This is a genomic window from Marivita sp. S6314, assembly GCF_023015985.1.
Classification (GTDB): domain Bacteria; phylum Pseudomonadota; class Alphaproteobacteria; order Rhodobacterales; family Rhodobacteraceae; genus Marivita.
On sequence record NZ_JALKAO010000002.1, the window covers coordinates 97,221 to 115,667 of the forward strand.

19 protein-coding genes and 1 tRNA gene are annotated in these 18,447 nt (G+C 60.1%); 16 read left to right on the plus strand and 4 right to left on the minus strand.

Annotated elements, in window-relative coordinates; all coding sequences use genetic code 11:
- Nucleotides 1–74 precede the first annotated feature (74 nt).
- The 9 genes from MWU54_RS04825 to MWU54_RS04865 all read left to right on the plus strand — a co-directional run bounded on the left by MWU54_RS04825 (nt 75) and on the right by MWU54_RS04865 (nt 8,299).
- Complete coding sequence (locus tag MWU54_RS04825; protein ID WP_247081166.1) at nt 75–944, plus strand: SPOR domain-containing protein; 870 nt, start codon at nt 75–77, stop codon at nt 942–944.
- Nucleotides 945–976: 32 nt separating this feature from the next.
- Entirely contained in the window at nt 977–2,149 is a 1,173-nt protein-coding gene (locus MWU54_RS04830; protein WP_247081168.1) for a D-alanyl-D-alanine carboxypeptidase family protein, read from the plus strand.
- Nucleotides 2,146–2,772 carry a dTMP kinase gene (tmk, locus tag MWU54_RS04835; protein ID WP_247081170.1) on the plus strand — a complete coding sequence of 209 codons (627 nt, stop codon included), beginning with the start codon at nt 2,146–2,148 and terminating at the stop codon, nt 2,770–2,772. Before MWU54_RS04830 ends, tmk begins: the two co-directional genes overlap by 4 nt.
- Nucleotides 2,769–3,893, plus strand: a complete 1,125-nt coding sequence (locus tag MWU54_RS04840) for a DNA polymerase III subunit delta' (protein ID WP_247081171.1) — start codon at nt 2,769–2,771, stop codon at nt 3,891–3,893. Before tmk ends, MWU54_RS04840 begins: the two co-directional genes overlap by 4 nt.
- 47 nt (nt 3,894–3,940) lie before the next feature.
- Entirely contained in the window at nt 3,941–4,744 is an 804-nt protein-coding gene (locus tag MWU54_RS04845; protein WP_247081173.1) for a TatD family hydrolase, read from the plus strand.
- Complete coding sequence (locus tag MWU54_RS04850; protein WP_247081175.1) at nt 4,744–5,544, plus strand: MBL fold metallo-hydrolase; 801 nt, start codon at nt 4,744–4,746, stop codon at nt 5,542–5,544. Before MWU54_RS04845 ends, MWU54_RS04850 begins: the two co-directional genes overlap by 1 nt.
- 83 nt (nt 5,545–5,627) lie before the next feature.
- Entirely contained in the window at nt 5,628–6,563 is a 936-nt protein-coding gene (locus tag MWU54_RS04855) for an AEC family transporter (RefSeq protein WP_247081177.1), read from the plus strand.
- Nucleotides 6,564–6,632: 69 nt separating this feature from the next.
- Nucleotides 6,633–7,283: a GntR family transcriptional regulator gene (locus MWU54_RS04860; RefSeq protein ID WP_247081180.1), complete on the plus strand. Its 651-nt coding sequence runs from the start codon at nt 6,633–6,635 to the stop codon at nt 7,281–7,283.
- Nucleotides 7,280–8,299 carry an AbrB family transcriptional regulator gene (locus MWU54_RS04865; RefSeq protein WP_247081182.1) on the plus strand — a complete coding sequence of 340 codons (1,020 nt, stop codon included), beginning with the start codon at nt 7,280–7,282 and terminating at the stop codon, nt 8,297–8,299. Before MWU54_RS04860 ends, MWU54_RS04865 begins: the two co-directional genes overlap by 4 nt.
- Nucleotides 8,300–8,330: 31 nt before the next feature.
- Here the strand turns inward: MWU54_RS04865 and MWU54_RS04870 are convergent.
- Nucleotides 8,331–8,417: transfer RNA gene (locus MWU54_RS04870), tRNA-Leu, on the minus strand.
- A gap of 72 nt (nt 8,418–8,489) precedes the next feature.
- Nucleotides 8,490–8,981 (minus strand): DUF2306 domain-containing protein, encoded by a 492-nt coding sequence (locus MWU54_RS04875; RefSeq protein WP_247081184.1) that lies wholly within the window; start codon nt 8,979–8,981, stop codon nt 8,490–8,492.
- A 95-nt stretch (nt 8,982–9,076) separates the two neighbouring features.
- On the opposite strand from MWU54_RS04875, the gene MWU54_RS18825 reads away from it, so the two are divergent.
- The 5 genes from MWU54_RS18825 to MWU54_RS04900 all read left to right on the plus strand — a co-directional run bounded on the left by MWU54_RS18825 (nt 9,077) and on the right by MWU54_RS04900 (nt 14,140).
- Nucleotides 9,077–9,856 (plus strand): LytTR family DNA-binding domain-containing protein, encoded by a 780-nt coding sequence (locus MWU54_RS18825; protein WP_247081186.1) that lies wholly within the window; start codon nt 9,077–9,079, stop codon nt 9,854–9,856.
- A gap of 5 nt (nt 9,857–9,861) precedes the next feature.
- Nucleotides 9,862–10,554 carry a lipoyl(octanoyl) transferase LipB gene (gene lipB / locus MWU54_RS04885; protein WP_247081188.1) on the plus strand — a complete coding sequence of 231 codons (693 nt, stop codon included), beginning with the start codon at nt 9,862–9,864 and terminating at the stop codon, nt 10,552–10,554.
- Nucleotides 10,555–10,955: 401 nt separating this feature from the next.
- On the plus strand, nt 10,956–12,629 hold the full coding sequence (gene ctaD / locus MWU54_RS04890) for a cytochrome c oxidase subunit I (protein WP_247081190.1): 1,674 nt from the start codon (nt 10,956–10,958) through the stop codon (nt 12,627–12,629).
- Between the two features lie 105 nt (nt 12,630–12,734).
- Complete coding sequence (locus MWU54_RS04895) at nt 12,735–13,226, plus strand: DUF2244 domain-containing protein (protein WP_247081192.1); 492 nt, start codon at nt 12,735–12,737, stop codon at nt 13,224–13,226.
- An 11-nt stretch (nt 13,227–13,237) separates the two neighbouring features.
- Nucleotides 13,238–14,140, plus strand: coding sequence for a hypothetical protein (locus MWU54_RS04900; RefSeq protein ID WP_247081194.1), 903 nt, complete (start codon nt 13,238–13,240; stop codon nt 14,138–14,140).
- Nucleotides 14,141–14,146: 6 nt separating this feature from the next.
- Here MWU54_RS04900 and MWU54_RS04905 read toward each other — a convergent pair whose 3' ends face one another.
- Entirely contained in the window at nt 14,147–14,611 is a 465-nt protein-coding gene (locus MWU54_RS04905; protein WP_247081196.1) for a GatB/YqeY domain-containing protein, read from the minus strand.
- Nucleotides 14,612–14,790: 179 nt separating this feature from the next.
- On the opposite strand from MWU54_RS04905, the gene carA reads away from it, so the two are divergent.
- Nucleotides 14,791–15,960, plus strand: coding sequence for a glutamine-hydrolyzing carbamoyl-phosphate synthase small subunit (gene carA / locus MWU54_RS04910; RefSeq protein ID WP_247081198.1), 1,170 nt, complete (start codon nt 14,791–14,793; stop codon nt 15,958–15,960).
- 64 nt (nt 15,961–16,024) lie between these two features.
- On the plus strand, nt 16,025–17,806 hold the full coding sequence (locus MWU54_RS04915; protein WP_247081200.1) for a glycosyltransferase family 2 protein: 1,782 nt from the start codon (nt 16,025–16,027) through the stop codon (nt 17,804–17,806).
- On the opposite strand, the gene MWU54_RS04920 is transcribed toward MWU54_RS04915, so the two are convergent.
- A complete protein-coding gene (locus MWU54_RS04920) occupies nt 17,803–18,447 on the minus strand; it encodes a GntR family transcriptional regulator (RefSeq protein ID WP_247081202.1) in 645 nt (214 codons plus the stop codon). The genes MWU54_RS04915 and MWU54_RS04920 overlap by 4 nt on opposite strands.

The window sequence follows — 18,447 nt, forward strand, 5'->3', positions numbered from 1 at the left end:
GTGGCGGTGGGCCTTTTGGCCAAGTCGGCACCGGATGTGGCGAAGCAGAAGGTAAGCAGGCAATGGATTTTAGAATGACGACTCCGCAAGCATGGCGGCGCTCCGTTTCGGCACTGGCGGCTGGCGCGGCAATCCTCGCGCTGTCAGGGTGCGAAGGCGCGAACCTTCCTGCATTTCTGCAAGGGGGCGGCGCATCTGCAAGCGCGGATGGGGCAGCGGCGGGCACGCAACGGGCGACCCGGCTGGTCGAACGCGATGTCGAAGCGCCGGAAGTCTTCCAGATTGCCGAGCCCGGTTTGTGGGATGGTCGCCCCTCTCTGGGCGGGGTCTGGGCGGCACATCCGACAGTATCGGAACCAGAGCGCGTGATCATCCGCAATGACGCGAACGGAAAGTTCGTGATTGGTGCGTTGTTCCGCAAGGAGCGTGAAACGCCCGGCCCGCGCCTTCAGATCTCGTCGGACGCTGCGGCGGCTTTGGGGGTTTTGGCCGGTGCGCCAACCGACCTGAATGTGGTGGCGTTGCGCCGCGAAGAGGTGCCCGACGACGCGGTCGCGGCCCCGACCCAGGATGCGCCGACGACAGACACAACGCTGGCCGCGCCAGCAGACGTGGCCGAGGCAACGCTGGACCCGATTGCCGAAACTGCCGCCGCCGCACTGAACGACACGCCCGCGGCGGCCCCACCGGCGCGGCCTGCGACGTCGTCCTTGGAGAAGCCCTTTATCCAGATCGGCATCTTCAGCGTTGAGCAGAACGCCAACAACACGGCGACCGCGATGCGCCAGGCCGGCATGATCCCTACGGTGCTTGAGCAATCCTCCAGCGGCAAGAAATTCTGGCGCGTGGTTGTCGGACCGGCGCAGACCCGCGCAGAGCGCAGTTCGCTTCTTGCGAAGGTCAAAGAGACGGGCTTTACAGACGCCTACGCCGTCACGAACTGATCCTCCGGACGAGGTATGACAGGAGACCTGCCATGTTCCGCCACTCCCGTTCCCTGATTGCCGCCAGTGCTGCGGCCCTGCTGCTTGCGGCCAACCCGCTTGCAGCCTTTGACACAGATGCAACCGCTGCCTTTGTGCTGGATGAAAAGACCGGCACCGTGCTGCTGGCCAAGAACGCGGACATGGCGTTGCCGCCCGCGTCCATGTCCAAGCTGATGACGTTGTACATCGCGTTTGAGGCGGTCCGCGACGGGCGGCTGAAGCTGGACGAACGGCTGCCCGTGTCCGCGCATGCAAATTCATTTGGCGGGTCAACGCTGTTCCTGCGAGAAGGCGAACGCGTGTCGGTGGAAGACCTTATTCGCGGCGTCATTGTTTTGTCGGGCAACGACGCCTGCGTTGTGTTGGCCGAAGCGTTGTCGCCGGATGGCAGCGAACGGGGCTTTGCGCGCATGATGACACAACGCGCACAACAGCTCGGCATGACAAATTCGACCTTCAAGAACTCCAGCGGTTGGCCCGCGGATGGGCACCGCATGTCGATGCGCGATCTGACGCTGTTGGCGCAGCGCATCATTGAGGACTTCCCCGAGTTCTACCCGATGTTTGCGGAAAAAGAGTTTCTGTTCGATGAACAGGAATCTCAGAACCGCTTCAACCGCAACCCATTGCTGGGACTGGGCATCGGCGCCGACGGTCTGAAAACCGGCCATACCCAAGAGGCCGGTTACGGGTTGGTCGGGTCCGCAAAACAGGGCGACCGGCGCGTGATCTTCACGATCACCGGCCTGGGCACAGCCGCCGCGCGCGCGCAGGAATCGGAGTCGATCGTCAACTGGGCGTTCCGGCAATTCGCCGAACGTACCGTCACCAAGGCCGGTGCTGTGATCGCCGAGGCCGATGTCTGGATGGGGGCGCAAGACACGGTTGGACTGGCCGCAAAAGACGACGTCACCTTGCTGTTGCCCAACACGCCGGGAAGCTCCGTCAAGGCAGAAGTGGTTTATACCGGCCCGATTGAGGCACCGATTGTGCAAGGCCGCCAACTGGCTGAACTGATCATCAGCCCCGAAGGGCTGCCCGAACACCGCATCCCGCTTTTTGCGGCAACGGAAGTTCCGGCAAGCGGCTTTGTGGCCCGCATGATGAATGTCTCTCAGGTTTTGTTGGGACGGATGCAAACATCCCCCGAGGATACGATGTGAGCCAAACCGGGCTGTTCATCAGTTTCGAGGGCATCGACGGATCGGGCAAGTCCACACAAGCGCGTCTTCTGGAAGACCGCCTGCGCGCATTGAACCACGACGTGATCGCCACGCGGGAACCCGGTGGCAGCCCCGGGGCCGAAGAAATCCGCGCCTTGGTGTTGCAAGGCGATCCGGATCGCTGGTCTGCCGAAACCGAGCTTTTGCTGTTCACCGCGGCGCGCCGGGATCATCTGGAACGCACGATCCGCCCGGCGCTTGACGCCGGAAAAGTTGTGATCTGCGACCGCTTCGCTGACAGCACGCGGATGTATCAGGGATTGTCGCGGGGCGATCTACGGGCGCAGGTGGACAAGTTGCACGCGTTGATGATCGGCATCGAACCGGATGTGACGATCCTGATCGATATGGACCCGGAAACCGGGCTGCGCCGGGCGAAATCGCGCAACACGGTGGAAGAACGGTTCGAAGATTTCGGTCAGGACCTGCAGGTCGCCATGCGCAACGGATTCCTGTCTCTGGCCGATGAATTCAAAGACCGGTTTCGCGTGATCGACGGTGCGCAGCCCCCAGACAGTGTTGCAGAGGATGTCTGGGCTGCGATAAGCCCTCATCTGAAATGAGCGACACACAGCTTCCAGAACCAGATCGTCTTGATGGTGCCCCACATCCGCGCGAAACAGCCCAGCTGTTTGGACAGGACGCGGCGCAGGCAGATTTTCTGCAGGCCTTCACCTCGGATCGGTTGCATCACGGTTGGCTGATTACCGGCCCGCGTGGCGTGGGCAAGGCCACACTGTCCTGGCGCATCGCGCGGTTTCTGCTGGCGACACCACTGGATCAGGATGATGGCCTGTTCGGCGCGCCCCCGCCGCCAACGGATCTGGAGATTGATCCCGAACATCCCGTGGCGCATCGCCTTCTGGCCGGGTCCGAACCGGGCCTGTTTGCACTGAAACGTCCCTATGACGACAAGGCAAAGCGGCTCAAGGCGCAGATCACGGTGGACGAAGTGCGCAAGCTCAAGAATTTCTTCGCGCTGTCCGCGACTGACGGGGGACGTCGCGTGGTGATTGTGGATGCGGCCGACGACATGAACGTCAACGCCGCCAATGCGATCCTGAAACTGCTGGAAGAACCCCCTGCCCGGACAACCCTGCTGCTGGTCAGCCATCAACCGTCGCGCCTGTTGCCGACCATCCGGTCGCGCTGCCGCGAATTGCGTCTGGATCCCTTAAGCAGTGAGGATTTGTCCCGCGCTTTGCAGGCAGCCGGGATCGACGCGTCTGACGCAGACCCCAACGCGCTCGCCGCGTTGTCGGGCGGGTCCATTGGCGAGGCCGTCCGGCTATTGCAGCAGGATGGGCTGGAACTCTACGAAGATATCGTCAAGCTCTTCTCCACCCTACCCGACCTGAGCCGCCCGCACGCCATCGCCCTCGCCGAAAGCGCGGCGGGGCGCGGCAAGGAAAACCGGTTGGATCTTGTGCTGACGCTGCTTGATCGGGCGCTTGCCCGTTTGGCCCGCACGGGCGCAATGGGTGCCGCGCCAGAGCCGCCCACATCCCCCGCCGAAGCCGAGACCTTTTTGCGGTTGTGCCCGTCGCAACACGCGGCGCAAAAATGGGCGCACCTTGCCCAAACCGAAGGCGACAAGCTGCGCCATGGTCGCGCGGTGAACGTGGAAGCGGGATCGCTGTTGCTGTCCAGTTTCCTTGCCCTGCGGGACGGCTGCCCGCGCTGACGCCGGGATGTCTTGACGCCCCTGCCCGCATCCCCGATACCACGCGCATGTCTATACCTCGGATCACCGACAGCCATTGTCATCTGGATTTCCCGGACTTCGACGAAGAACGCCCGGACGTTGTCAGCCGTGCGCTGGAGGCAGGCGTGCATCGCATGGTCACAATCTGCACCCGGCTGCGCCTCGAACCCCAGGTCCGTGCGATTGCCGAAGCGCATGACCCGGTTTTCTATGCCGCCGGAACCCACCCGATGAGTGCCGCAGACGAACCGCTGGCCACCGTGGATGAATTGATTGCGCTGGCGCAGCATCCGAAATTCGTGGGCATCGGCGAAACCGGGCTGGATTATCACTACACCGCCGAAAGCGCCGATATTCAGAAACAGTCCCTTCGGGTTCATATCGAAGCGGCGCAAGCCACCGGGCTGCCGCTCATCATCCACGCGCGTGCGGCGGATGATGACATGGCGACCATCCTGCGTGACGGCTACGCGACCCAACCCTATTCTTGCGTGATGCACTGCTTTTCGTCGTCAGCCGACCTTGCCCGTGCCGCATTAGACCTTGGGTTTTACCTGTCCATGTCCGGCATCGCCGCGTTTCCCAAAAGCCAGGACCTGCGCGATATCTTTGCCGACGCCCCGGTCGACCGGATCCTGGTGGAAACCGACAGCCCGTACCTTGCCCCGCCGCCCCATCGCGGCAAACGCAATGAACCGGCCTATACCGCACATACCGCACGCGTTGGGGCCGACGTGTTTGGCATGGACTACGAGGCGTTCGCCCGTCAGACTGAAGCCAATTTCGACCGCCTGTTCTCCAAGGCCGCCCAGTACAAGGCTGCGGCGTAATGGCTGAACTGCGCTTCACAATCCTGGGCTGCGGGTCATCCGGCGGCGTGCCACGTCTGGGAGGCATCTGGGGTGCATGTGATCCCAACAATCCCAAGAACGTGCGACGCCGCTGTTCCATGCTGGTCGAACGGGTGACGGATAGCGGCACCACACGGGTTCTGATTGACACATCGCCAGACATGCGGGCCCAGCTTTTGAGCACGGGTGTCGGAGAACTGGACGCGGTGGTCTACACCCACAGCCACGCAGACCATGTTCACGGTCTGGACGACCTGCGGATGATCGTTTTCAACATGAAGAAACGGCTTCAGGTTTGGGCCGATGGCGATACGCAAAACGATCTGTTCTCGCGGTTCGGCTATGCCTTTGTGCAACCCTCCGACAGCCCCTACCCGCCAATCTGCGAAATGAACACGATCCGTGGCTCGTTCACCGTAGACGGCGCCGGGGGCACGCTGACGCTGACCCCGTTTGAAGTGAACCACGGCAGCATTGACGCGCTGGGGTTCCGTATTGGCGGCCTGGTCTACCTGCCCGATGTCGCCACGATCCCGAACGAGGTCTGGAACACCCATTTGCAGGATCTTGATGTCTGGGTGCTGGACGCTCTGCGCCGCGACCCCCACCCCACCCATGCGCATCTTGCCAAGTCGCTGGAATGGATGGAGCGCGCCAAGCCGCGACGTGGCGTGCTGACGAATATGCATGTTGACCTTGATTATGCCACCGTGGATGCCGAAACGCCGGACCACATCACACCTGCATATGACGGCATGGTGATCACCCTGCCCGCCTGACAGGATGTGTTTGCGCCCGGCTCCCATTCTAATACAGTCTGCCGGTATGCGCCCGATTTCTTACTTCCGCCGATCCCTTTGACATGCAGGCGCTGATTGACGTCATCCTGCCCGTTTTTATCGTCATCGGCTTTGGCTATCTCGTGGCGTGGCGCGGTTTGGTAAGTGAGTCCGTTGTCGACGGGGTGATGGTTTTTACGCAAAAAATCGCCATCCCCTGCCTGCTCTTCCGCGCGATCTGGATGCTGGATCTTGGCGACAGCTTTTCGATCCCGCTTTTGATCAGCTTTTACACCGGGTCGCTGACCTGTTTCTGCTGCGGCCTGTTTGGGGCCCGATACCTGTTCAAGCGATGCTGGGAAGATTCGGTTGCCATTGGCTTTTGCTGCCTCTTCGCAAATGCCGTTCTGCTGGGGCTTGCCATCACCGAACGCGCCTATGGTCCTGACGCGCTGACGGCGAATTATGCGCTGATCGCTCTGCATTCGCCCTTCTGCTATGGGCTTGGCATCACCGTGATGGAATTCGTGCGTGCGCGCAGTTCCGGCACATCGGATCGTGATGTGCCGCTGATCGTGATCAAGGCCATGTTCCGCAACGCGTTGGTCATTGGCATTGTCCTGGGCGCAGTGTTCAACGTGTTCGGGGTGACCCTTCCAACCCCATTTGGCACGGCGCTGGACATGATGGTGCGCACGGCTTTGCCTGCCGCGTTGTTTGCTTTGGGTGGGGTTCTGTATCGTTACCGGCCCGAAGGTGACATGCGCGTCATTCTTTTTGTCTGTGCAATCAGCCTTGTGCTGCACCCAACGATCACATGGACACTGGGCACCCAGTTTGCGCTGGATGACGACGCCTTTCGCAGTGCTGTCATCACGGCCTCAATGGCACCCGGCGTAAATTGTTACGTGTTTGCAAGCATGTACGGTCGGGCCAAACGTGTCGCCGCCTCCTCGGTTCTTTTGGCAAGCGCCCTGTCGATTGTCACTGCGTGGCTGTGGCTGGGAACGCTTCCCTGATTCCTCGTATCCTGCACTTTGACAGCCGGACCATACTGGCCTAAAGGATTGTATCCAAACGGATACAAAATGACACACTCTTCCCTATCCGCGAAATCCAGCGGCAATGCCGCCTACGATGCGTTGCTTGATTTGCTACGCAGCGGGGCGATATCCCCCGGGGACCGCCTGCGGGAAGAGGATGTTGCCCAGCAGTTGAACCTGTCGCGCACGCCGGTCCGCGAAGCGCTGCGCAAGCTGGAAGCAGGTGGCATCGTTGAACATCGCCCCCGCATCGGCGCCGTGATCCGAAGCCTGTCGCACACCGAAATCGTCGAGCTTTACGAGATGCGGATCGTGCTGGAGCGGACCGCCGCCCGCATGGCGGCGCAGCACGGATCGGACGCCGAATTCGACACGCTCGACGCCATGAACCGGGAAATCGACACCCGCCGCGATGCACCGTCCGTCGGAGCAGCGATCAATCAGGATTTCCATCGCACGCTGTATCTGGCGGCGCGCAACAGGTTCCTGCTGTCATCCGCCCAGACCATCAACAGCGCGTTGCTTTTGCTGGGGCGCACGACCTATCTGGACCCGGACCGAATGTCCGTTGTGGTGGACCAGCACAACGACATCATCACCGCGCTGCGCAATCGCGATGGCGCCGCCGCAGAAGCCGCTGCCGAAGCGCATTTGCAAACATCCCTGCGCTACCGACTGCGGGGCCAGTCGCGTTGATCCCCGTCGCCACCACGTTTGCAAGCGCTGCCTTCGGTGTCGCTGTGTTTCACGTTTTGGCACTGCCGCTGCCGTGGTTGCTGGGCCCCATCGCCGCGTGCCTGATCACGGCACTGGCCGGGTTCGACATGGGCGGAATCCGGCTCTTGAACGAAAGCATGCGCACCATCCTTGGTGTAGCGGTGGGTGCCACGCTCACTCCTGCCGTTCTGGCAACCTTTCCGGCGATGTGGCCAACCCTGATGCTGGTTCCGGTCATGATCGCCTGCATTGGCGTCATCGGCGTGCCCTATTTCCAGCGCATCTGCGGCTTTGATTTTCCCACCGCCTACTATTCCACCATGCCAGGCGGTCTGCAGGACATGATCGTCTTTGGCGAAGAAGCCGGTGGCGATGTCCGCGCCATCAGCCTGATCCACGCGACACGGGTGATGGTGATCGTTGTGGCCCTCCCCTTTCTGCTCATTGGCGTCTGGGACGCGGATTTGTCCAATCCTCCGGGCGAACCGGTAACGGACATCCCGTTGCACGAACTGGGCTTGATGTGCATCTGCGGCCTTGTTGGCTGGCGCGTCGCGAAACGCATTGGCTTGTTCGGAGCGTCCATACTAGGCCCGCTGATCCTGACCGCGCTGTTGACCCTCGCCGATGGCCTGCATCATCGCCCGCCTGCCGAGGCCATTTGGGCCGCGCAGTTCTTCATTGGCATGAGCATCGGCACAAAATACGCAGGAATCACGCTAGACGAGGTCCGCCGAGACCTGACGGCGGGATTGGGCTTCTGCCTGATCCTGATCGTCCTGACATTGATTTTCGTCGAAGCGATTTATGCCTTGGGTCTCGCGTCGGGCATGGAGGCCCTGCTGGCCTTCGCGCCCGGCGGGCAAGCAGAGCTCACCGTTCTGGCGCTGATCGTCGGTGCGGACATCGCGTTTGTTGTGGCCCATCACATCCTGCGGATCTTCGCAGTCATCATCGGCGCACCATTGGCCGCACGCATCTTCGACAGATGGTAACGCCGCAATCTTAGCCAGCTTTTCAGGAAAATGGTGCGGTCGAGAAGACTCGAACTTCCACGGGAGTTACCCCACAGCGACCTCAACGCTGCGCGTCTACCAATTCCGCCACGACCGCACTGTCTTGACTTGGTACGCGGCTCATTAGCGAATGGGACAAACAGGGGCAAGCACAAAAATGCGGGTTCTCTCATGTGCGCAGACCAAACCCGATGCGCGGTCCGAAGACACGTATGGCAACCAAACCAAGAAGCCCCGCGATCACCAGCCAGCCAAGGTGTGACGGCTCACCAAAGACCATCTGATTGATCGTGCGCCCGGGAAGAAACGTGAACGCGCCCGCGATGATCAACCCGTTGGTATACAGGCTGCGAAAGACCGCCTGATGCGCATCGAAATCGCGCTGTATCGCATAGCGCACCCCTGTCCAAAGCGACCAGAGCGTGATCATCGCAAATAGATGCAGCGGCCCGATCCCGATGGGCGTGAAAAACGAAGGGATGGCGAAAGAGCTGATCGCAAGCACCGCCATCGCGCTGACCCAGACATAGCCCAGGACCTTGTGGACCCTATCGCGCCGACTGCGGTACAAAACGAACGGTCCAAGGCTTAACCCTATAATGGCACAGACCATATGAACCTGAATCTCGAACGGTGCGGAAAGAAACGGTGTAAGCGTCATGGCGTCCTCTTGTTGTTTTGCCGGGGATACGGCACCACCTTTTTCAAAACGCAGACGGCGAACAGAGGAGATGCGCCAGTGACAGGAATGCGTTCGTGACCAACGGCCCATTGCAGCTCACGCTTCGTGAATGGCGGCAGCATTTATTGCATCCGCTGACGCTTACGGCGCAGGCCGGGGTCACCGCTGTGCTGGCATTGGTGGGCCCTTTCGGAACACTCCTGTCGCTGTCCTTGCCGGAACGCGCTGCCTATTGGGGCCTGCTCGTGGTGGCGGGCTATGTGGTCGGATACGCGATCAGCTACGCCTTGCTGCGCAATTCCACCGATTCTTTTGCCCGGATCATGCGCGTGTGCATCGCCGGCGTGTTGACCGGCATCGCAATGAGCACACTGGTCATCCTTCTGAACGCGGTTGTCTTCGGATTGCGGCCCACGTTGCCTGACCTGCCGATCAGTGTTGGAACCACGGTTGCGATCTCGATGATCGTCATGGCGGTGATTGATCTGTTTAACCGCCACCTGTCCGTCGCCCCGACACCGCCCCCGGCCCGCGACGAGGTGCCCCCGCTTCTTGATCGGCTGCCCTTTGACAAACGCGGGGCGCTGGTGGCGCTGTCTGTAGAAGATCACTACGTCCGCGTGCGGACGACAAACGGCGAAGACATGCTATTGATGCGACTGGCCGATGCGATCCGGGAAGTGGGCACAACCCCCGGCACACAAGTGCACCGGTCGCATTGGGCGGCGTTCGACCAGATCGCCAAAGTCACGAAACACAATGACCGCGCGACGCTAACGATGAAAACCGGGCTTGATGTGCCGGTCAGCCGGTCAAACCTACCGAAATTGAAAGAGGCAGGGCTTTTGCCCTGAATGACATGGTTGAATGGCGAATCTCTGACGGTCTGACGGATTACGACGACGCGGTCGCAACGATGGAGGCGCGAGTCAACGCGATTGCGGCAGGTGAGGCGGACGAGCTGATCTGGTTGCTTGAACATCCGCCGCTGTACACTGCGGGCACCAGTGCAGACCCGCAGGACCTCAAAGACCCCGACCGTTTTCCCGTTCACGCCACGAAACGCGGTGGGCAATACACCTATCACGGGCCCGGCCAGCGGGTGGTGTACACGCTCTTGAACGTCCGCGAACGCGGGCATGATGTACGGTGCTTCGTGCAGGATCTGGAAAACTGGGTGATTGCCACCTTGGGAGAGTTCGGCCTGACCGGCCATATCCGAGATGGTCGCGTGGGTGTCTGGATCGAACGCCCTGATCGGCCCAAACTTCCAAACGGTCAGGTTGCCGAAGATAAAATCGCAGCAATTGGCATCCGGATGCGCCGCTGGGTAAGCTTTCATGGCCTGTCGATCAATGTCGAACCGGATCTGAGCCACTTCGACGGGATCGTGCCCTGTGGAATCACCGACTACGGCGTAACATCATTGGTCGATCTGGGCATGCCCGTGACGATGGCGGATGTGGACGTCGCCCTCAAGCGCAGTTTCGACACAACCATGCGCAGGACCACTGGTCAGCCACTGGCGTGTGACACGTCTCCACCAGCTTAGCCCTTCACAGATTTGCGACGCGACGTGGGTCCCGTAAGGGTCGAAAAAGCCTCCGGGCATGGAACGGAGGGGCGCCTGACGCTTTGAATCACCGCAAGAAAAGATGTTGCGGCAGGACGTGGATGGCCCCGTAAAGGGCAGAAAAATTGCTCCTGCCAGACCCACAAAATTTTGGTCAAATTCACGATTTTGCATGAATAATCATAGTCAAATAATTGAAATAGTTCGAACAATTCCTACAAGTAGTCGCCTGCTGCAACTTTCGAACTGCGACAATAAAGTTTGATCTACGTCAATTACATCCGTTGCTGACAACACGCCGACCTCTTACAACGGCGTGGGAACAAAGGTGCAGCCTGTAAGAGCTGTGCCTTATCGACAGTCACATTCAGGAGGCAGATATGGCAGACGCCGCCATTCACGGCCACGAACACGAGGACAACCGCGGGTTCTTTACGCGCTGGTTCATGTCCACAAACCACAAAGACATCGGGATTTTGTACCTGATTGCAGCCGGTCTTGCCGGTTTCATCTCGGTTGCCTTCACCGTTTACATGCGCATGGAGCTGATGAACCCCGGGGTTCAGTACATGTGTATGGAAGGTGCACGTTTGACCGCCGCTGCGGTTGGCGATTGTACGCCGAACGGCCACCTTTGGAACGTTTTGATCACCGGTCACGGCATCCTGATGATGTTCTTCGTGGTGATCCCGGCCCTGTTCGGGGGTTTCGGCAACTACTTCATGCCCTTGCAGATCGGCGCGCCGGACATGGCGTTCCCGCGTCTGAACAACCTGTCTTTCTGGCTCTTTGTTGCGGGTACGACGCTGGCGATCTGTTCGGTTTTTGCACCGGGCGGCAACGGTCAGCTTGGCTCTGGGGTGGGCTGGGTGCTCTATCCGCCGCTGTCGACCAATGAAGGCGGCATGTCGATGGACCTTGCGATCTTCGCGGTCCACGTGTCGGGTGCCTCTTCGATCCTTGGTGCGATCAACGTCATCACCACCTTCCTGAACATGCGCGCACCGGGCATGACGCTGTTCAAGGTGCCGCTGTTCGCATGGTCGATCTTTGTCACAGCCTGGCTGATCCTTCTGGCTCTGCCGGTTCTGGCGGGTGCGATCACCATGCTGCTCACCGACCGTAACTTCGGGACAACCTTCTTTGACCCCGCAGGCGGTGGTGACCCGGTTCTCTACCAGCACATCCTGTGGTTCTTTGGCCACCCGGAAGTGTACATCGTGATCCTGCCGGGCTTTGGCATCATCAGCCACGTGATCGCAACCTTCAGCCGCAAGCCGGTCTTTGGCTACCTGCCAATGGTCTGGGCGATCATCGCGATTGGTGCTCTGGGCTTCGTCGTGTGGGCGCACCACATGTACACCGTGGGTATGTCGCTGACACAGCAGTCCTACTTCATGTTGGCCACCATGGTGATCGCGGTGCCAACAGGGGTGAAGATCTTCAGCTGGATCGCCACCATGTGGGGCGGCTCGATCGAGTTCAAAACGCCGATGCTCTGGGCCTTTGGGTTCCTCTTCCTCTTCACCGTTGGTGGTGTGACCGGCATCGTTCTGTCACAGGCTGGCGTGGACCGTGCATACCACGACACGTACTACGTGGTTGCCCACTTCCACTACGTGATGAGCCTGGGTGCGGTGTTTGCGATCTTTGCGGGGATCTACTTCTACTTCCCGAAGATGACCGGCAAGATGTACCCGGAATGGGCAGGCAAGCTGCACTTCTGGACCTTCTTCATCGGCACAAACATCACGTTCTTCCCGCAGCACTTCCTGGGCCGTCAGGGTATGCCACGGCGCTATATTGACTACCCTGAAGCATTTGCCTTCTGGAACTATGTCTCAAGCTGGGGTGCGTTCCTGTCCTTTGCATCGTTCCTGTTCTTCATCGGTGTGATCATCTGGAGCCTTGCCAAGGGTCGTGCGGAAACCGCGAAGAACCCATGGAATGAGTACGCGGACACGCTGGAGTGGACCCTGCCGTCCCCTCCCCCGGAGCACACCTTCGAGCAGCTTCCAAAGCGCGAAGACTGGGAAAAGACACACGCGCACTAAACGGCGTGATCTGAACTCCGAAAAAGGCCCCAGCACAGTTCTGGGGCCTTTTTTTCATCGCCAGGCGCATTACCATCCTGTTCACCCGTCAACACCGATATGCACATGCCCTACACCTGGACCAAAGACGCGGCCGATACGTCCGAACTTCGGCTGTGGCCTCACAGATCTCTGCCCGCCCACGGGTTCGCCGCGACCATTCTGGGCATCTTCACGCTCTCCACGATCCCGCTTTATGGTTTGATTGGGACGGTTCTGCTGTGGGGGGTGCTGCCTTTCATGCTGCTTGCCTTGGGTGCGATGTGGTACGCGCTGCAACGCAACAACCGCGATCTGGACATCATCGAGGTGCTTACCCTGACACCTGACGATCTGCACCTGACCCGTCAGACCCGCAAAGGCGACGCGCAGGAATGGCGGTGCAACCCCTATTGGACGCAGGTGAACATGCATCAAAAGGGCGGCCCCGTGCCCCATTATGTCACGCTGTCCGGTGCCGGAAGAGAGGTTGAGATCGGCGCGTTTCTGAGCGAAGACGAACGTAAGTCGCTTTACGCAGAGCTCGATGAAAAGGTTCGGCGCATCGCCCGCCCCTGATCCGAGGCCCCATGGCACAGGTACCCGCCGTTCCAAAGCTCAAACGCGCGCAGCATTTGCTGCGGGCCTCCGTGTTCGGCAATCATGCCCCAACCCCGGATATGGTCGCGTCTGAAAAAACCGCGCTTGCACTGCGCGCAATCGGCATCGAACAGCAAACGTCCGAGCAGGTCACCTTCCTCATTCCGCTTGTCGGACCGCATCATGTGGGCGACTGGCCCGCCGTCGTGGCACGGCTGGCAACCACGCTTCAAACCTTTATCATGCAGGACAATCCGAACTGGATCGCGGCGGTGTGTTGTCAGGAGAAACCGGATCTTCCCGACGATCCGCGTATCGTGTTTGTCCCGTTTGACGACCCTGCGCCCGGAAATGACAAGTGGCGCAAGCTGCGGGTCCTGGGCGAAACGCTCCGACGTTTGGTTCAGCGTCCGGGTTACGTGATGTCCTTTGATGCCGACGATCTGTTGCGGCAAGGCGTCGTGTCCGAAATGCTCCGGCGGCAAAAACCGGGGGGGTACCTTGTGCAATCCGGGCTTGTGATGGATGTCAGCACCGGTGACATCGCTCTTGCCGATAGGCGCAGTTTCAGCGCGCCGATGCGCAAACCGTTCTGGAAGCTCTGCGGAAGCTGTGCCGCGCTCTACCATGCGCCAAATGAACACGCCTCAACCCGGTTCCTCACCGAGATGACCCAGCACGAACACAGGATGTTTCCCTATCTGGCCAAATTGGCCGGGCAATCGCTTGCTCCGCTCTCGCAACCCAGTGTGCTTTACATGCTGAACCACGGCGAAAACTTTGGCGCGCGGCGTGGGCGCGTGGGATACAAGACGCGGTTTGTCCAACGTTACAAGATCACCGATGACGACCGGCTACACACCATTCGAGCCGATTTCGCGCTTGCGCCTTAGGCTCCGCTAGGCGTTCGCCAACCGGTCCTTGACCATCGGGCCCACGGCCCCGAAATCCATCTGACCAGTGTATTTCGCCTTGAGCGCGCCCATCACGCGGCCCATGTCGCGGATCGAAGACGCGCCCGTTTCCGACACAGCCGTGTCGATGGCACTGACGACCTCGTCATCCGACAGTTTTCGCGGCAGAAACTCTTCTATGATGGTGATCTCGGACAGTTCGCGTTCTGCCAGATCAAGCCGCCCCGCCTCTTCATAGGTCTTGGCCGTGTCCTTGCGCTGCTTTACCATTTTGCCAAGAATACCAAGCACTTCATCGTCGCCGACACCATCCTCAACGCCCTCCCCGCGGGCGGCAATGTCGCGGTCCTTGATCGCCGCATTGATCAGCCGAAGCGTCGAGAGACGCGCGCTGTCCTTGTCGCGCATGGCCTGTTTGATCGACGAAGTGATCCGAGTGCGAAGGTCCATGATGTCCCATCCTCATGGTTAAACGAGCGGGCACAGTACGAAAGCTGGCTGCAAGACGCAAGCTCTTGCAGGAACAGCTAAACCACTGAATTCAAACAATAACGCAATTTCAACCTTCCCTTGACCGCAGGCCGACACAGCCGTAGGTTCCGGCAGATTTTACCCATCGGAGTCGCGCCATGTCCCAGCTTTCAAACGACACACCGACGGCATGCCTCGCGCTGGCGGATGGCACGGTTTTCTACGGTCAGGGCTTCGGGGCCACGGGCACATCGGTGGCCGAACTGTGCTTCAACACCGCGATGACCGGCTATCAGGAAATCATGACCGACCCGTCCTACGCCGGACAGATCGTCACCTTCACATTCCCCCATATCGGCAATGTTGGCGTCAATCCGGACGACGATGAAACGGCCGATCCTGTGGCCGAAGGCATGGTGGTGAAATGGATGCCGACGCAAAGTTCGAACTGGCGCGCCGTGCAGGAACTGAGCGATTGGCTGGCCGCCCGTGGACGGATCGCAATCGGGGGGATCGACACGCGCCGCCTGACCCGCGCAATCCGGCAGCAGGGCGCGCCGCATGTCGCGTTGGAGCACAATCCGGACGGTAAATTCGACATCGCCGCGTTGGTCGAAAAAGCCCGCGGATTCCCTGGGCTGGAAGGCCTGGACCTTGCCAAGGACGTCACCTGCGCGCAGTCCTATCGCTGGGACGAAATGCGGTGGGCCTGGCCTGAAGGCTACAGCCGCCAGACAAACCCGCAGCACAAGGTCGTCGCCATCGACTATGGTGCGAAACGCAACATCCTGCGCTGCCTTGCCAGCGCCGGATGTGATGTCACGGTTCTGCCCGCCTCCGCGACGGCGGAAGAGGTTTTGGCCCACAACCCGGACGGTGTATTCCTGTCCAACGGCCCAGGCGACCCGGCCGCAACCGGCGCGTATGCGGTGCCGATGATCCAGCACATCCTGACCGAAACCAACCTGCCGATGTTCGGCATTTGCCTGGGCCACCAGATGCTGGCGCTTGCTTTGGGCGCAAAGACAATCAAGATGAACCACGGCCACCACGGGGCGAACCATCCGGTCAAGGACATGGACACCGGCAAGGTCGAGATCACGTCGATGAACCATGGCTTTGCGGTCGACAGCCAAACCCTGCCTGACGGCGTTGTGGAGACCCATGTGTCGCTGTTTGACGGGTCCAATTGCGGGATCCGCATGTCGGACCGCCCGGTGTTTTCGGTTCAGCAACACCCCGAAGCCAGCCCCGGTCCGCAGGACAGCTATTACCTGTTTGAACGCTTCGCCGCGTCGATGGCCGACGCGAAAGCCGTGTCCGCCTGACCCGCGTTAACAACCGCTTAACCGTTTAACGGTTTATTACCCCCGGACCGCATCCGAGGGGCTTATGGCGCAGAACACATCACCGATCGCTGATTTGCCCTTCGTGCAACCGCGTCGGTCTACACCTGCAAGCGACCCCACCGAACGCACGGTGCAAAGCGCAACACGTCTGGCCGTCAAGGCCCGACGGCTTGATCCGATCACCAACCCGCCTGATCCTGATGTGTGCGATCGCTTGCCACCAGAATTCTGCATCGAACACCGGGTCCTGCCATGGGGACGGCTGGGACAGGCGCTGCTTGTTGGTACAGCCCATGAAGGTGACCGCACCCAATTGCGGGATATGTTGGAACATCAACTGGGCCCGATCCTGTTTGGCGATGCAAGCGAAGCGGATATCCATGACTTTGTCACCGCGCGCCACGCCGACAGGCTGGCCGAATTGGCGGAACGCCAGGTGCCCGATGATCTGAGCTGCCGGGACATCAACAAGCTCACCTGGCGGCGCGGGATCATGGCCAGCCTGTTCTTTGGCGTGTGCATCGGCATCTTCTACGTCTTTCCGAATGCGTTTTTTGTCGGCATCACAGCCGTCGCTGTCACCAACCTGATTGCCTGCCTGATCTTCAAAATCTGCGTTTTTCTGGCGGGCTACAAGAAACCTCCGAAGATCGTCGTTGATGTCCCCTTGTCAGAGCGACCGGTGGTCAGCCTCATGGTGCCGATGTTCCGCGAAGCGGCCATCGCCAATACGCTGGTCCAGCGCCTGTCGCGCCTGACCTATCCCAAGTCCTTGCTGGACGTGGTTCTTGTGCTCGAAACCAAGGACACGCAAACCAGACAAATGTTGGCCGCGCAATCTTTGCCAAGCTGGATGCGCGTGATCGAAGTGCCGGATGCCGATCTGAAAACCAAACCTCGGGCGCTGAACTATGCACTGAAATACACGCGCGGCGATATCATTGGCATTCTGGATGCCGAAGATGCCCCCGCCACCGACCAGATCGAACGCGTGGTCGATGCCTTTCACGCGGCCCCCAAGGACGTGGTCTGCGCGCAGGGCATTCTTGATTTCTACAACCCGCACGCAAACTGGGTCTCCAGGTGCTTTACCATCGAATACGCCACATGGTTCCGCATCGTGCTGGCCGGGGCTGCGCGCCTTGGCTTTCCCATCCCGCTTGGCGGCACAACCGTGTTCATCCGCAGGTTTGCGCTTCAGCATGTCGGCGGCTGGGACGCTCACAACGTCACGGAAGACGCTGATCTCGGCATCCGGCTGGCGCGGTTCGGGTATAAAACGATCCTCTTGCCGACCGTCACCCGCGAAGAAGCCAACAACCGCGTGATCCCGTGGATCAAGCAACGGTCCCGCTGGCTCAAGGGGTATATGATCACCTACCGTGTCCACATGCGGCGACCCTGGCGCTTGCTTAAGGATCTTGGCCCACGCAAGTTTCTGGGGTTTCAGTTCTTCTTCCTGACCACGATTTTGCAATTCACCCTGGCGCCGGCGCTCTGGTCTTTCTGGTTGGTCTGTTTCGGCATCGCGACGCCCTTTACCGAAATCCTGCCAAACGGGGTGACAGGAGGCCTTCTGGGCCTCTTTCTTTTTGCCGAACTGGTTTCCTTGCTGATCGGATTTGTGGCCGTCGCCCGCACGCAGCATGACAAGCTGATGCAGTGGGTGCCAATGATGATGTTCTATTTTCCGCTCGGGGTCTTTGCTGTCTACAAAGCCCTGTCAGAACTGGTGATAAAGCCATTCTACTGGGACAAGACCCAACACGGCGTGTCAGAACCCGACGTTATCGGCGGCGACATTCACACGACGCACGAACCCTAATCTGACGTTTGCGAATCCAGCTTCAAACGGGTCACAAAGGCCACAGAAATGTGGTCACGCAGCGCTTGGTAAGCCGCGTCTTCGTCGCGCGCGGCGATCGCGTCCACGATTGCCTGATGCTCTGCCAAGGCAATCTCTCCCCGGCCATCTGCTGCCAGTGACGTGGTCGCCATCAGCGCCATGGAGCGGTGCACCAAATCTAGTTGCTGCACTAGAAACCGGTTATGCGACGCCAGATGTATCTGCTTGTGGAACCGTCGGTTGGCGCGCGCCAAAGCTGACGGGTCGTCCAGCAAGGCGCGATCATCGTCGACCATGCTGCGCAGCACCTCAACCTCTTCTTCGGTGGCGTGACGGGCCGCCAAACGCGCGGCCAGGCCTTCAAGTTCGGTGCGCACGACGTAGAGTTCCGCCATCTGGTTGTGGTCCAGCGATGCCACGATCAGTGACCGTCCGTCACGTGTGAGCAAAGACTGCGTCTCCAGCCGTTGCAGCGCTTCGCGGATCGGCGTGCGCGACATGCCAAACCGTTCCGCCAGATCGCTTTCAACCAGCCGATCCCCGGGGCGGTACACACCGACATCAATCGCCTCAAGGATCGAGGAATACGCGTCTTTCTGAGGCGCTTTTGCATCTTTCAT

Excerpts from the sequence above, each read along its gene's own strand:
- MWU54_RS04825 (WP_247081166.1), top strand. The coding sequence starts at position 75 with ATGACGACTCCGCAAGCATGGCGGCGCTCCGTTTCGGCACTGGCGGCT.
- MWU54_RS04830 (WP_247081168.1), top strand. The coding sequence starts at position 977 with ATGTTCCGCCACTCCCGTTCCCTGATTGCCGCCAGTGCTGCGGCCCTG.
- MWU54_RS04840 (WP_247081171.1), top strand. The coding sequence starts at position 2,769 with ATGAGCGACACACAGCTTCCAGAACCAGATCGTCTTGATGGTGCCCCA.
- MWU54_RS04845 (WP_247081173.1), top strand. The coding sequence starts at position 3,941 with ATGTCTATACCTCGGATCACCGACAGCCATTGTCATCTGGATTTCCCG.
- MWU54_RS04850 (WP_247081175.1), top strand. The coding sequence starts at position 4,744 with ATGGCTGAACTGCGCTTCACAATCCTGGGCTGCGGGTCATCCGGCGGC.
- MWU54_RS04855 (WP_247081177.1), top strand. The coding sequence starts at position 5,628 with ATGCAGGCGCTGATTGACGTCATCCTGCCCGTTTTTATCGTCATCGGC.
- MWU54_RS04860 (WP_247081180.1), top strand. The coding sequence starts at position 6,633 with ATGACACACTCTTCCCTATCCGCGAAATCCAGCGGCAATGCCGCCTAC.
- MWU54_RS04875 (WP_247081184.1), bottom strand. The coding sequence starts at position 8,981 with ATGACGCTTACACCGTTTCTTTCCGCACCGTTCGAGATTCAGGTTCAT.
- lipB (WP_247081188.1), top strand. The coding sequence starts at position 9,862 with ATGGTTGAATGGCGAATCTCTGACGGTCTGACGGATTACGACGACGCG.
- ctaD (WP_247081190.1), top strand. The coding sequence starts at position 10,956 with ATGGCAGACGCCGCCATTCACGGCCACGAACACGAGGACAACCGCGGG.
- MWU54_RS04895 (WP_247081192.1), top strand. The coding sequence starts at position 12,735 with ATGCCCTACACCTGGACCAAAGACGCGGCCGATACGTCCGAACTTCGG.
- MWU54_RS04900 (WP_247081194.1), top strand. The coding sequence starts at position 13,238 with ATGGCACAGGTACCCGCCGTTCCAAAGCTCAAACGCGCGCAGCATTTG.
- MWU54_RS04905 (WP_247081196.1), bottom strand. The coding sequence starts at position 14,611 with ATGGACCTTCGCACTCGGATCACTTCGTCGATCAAACAGGCCATGCGC.
- carA (WP_247081198.1), top strand. The coding sequence starts at position 14,791 with ATGTCCCAGCTTTCAAACGACACACCGACGGCATGCCTCGCGCTGGCG.
- MWU54_RS04915 (WP_247081200.1), top strand. The coding sequence starts at position 16,025 with ATGGCGCAGAACACATCACCGATCGCTGATTTGCCCTTCGTGCAACCG.
- MWU54_RS04920 (WP_247081202.1), bottom strand. The coding sequence starts at position 18,447 with ATGAAAGATGCAAAAGCGCCTCAGAAAGACGCGTATTCCTCGATCCTT.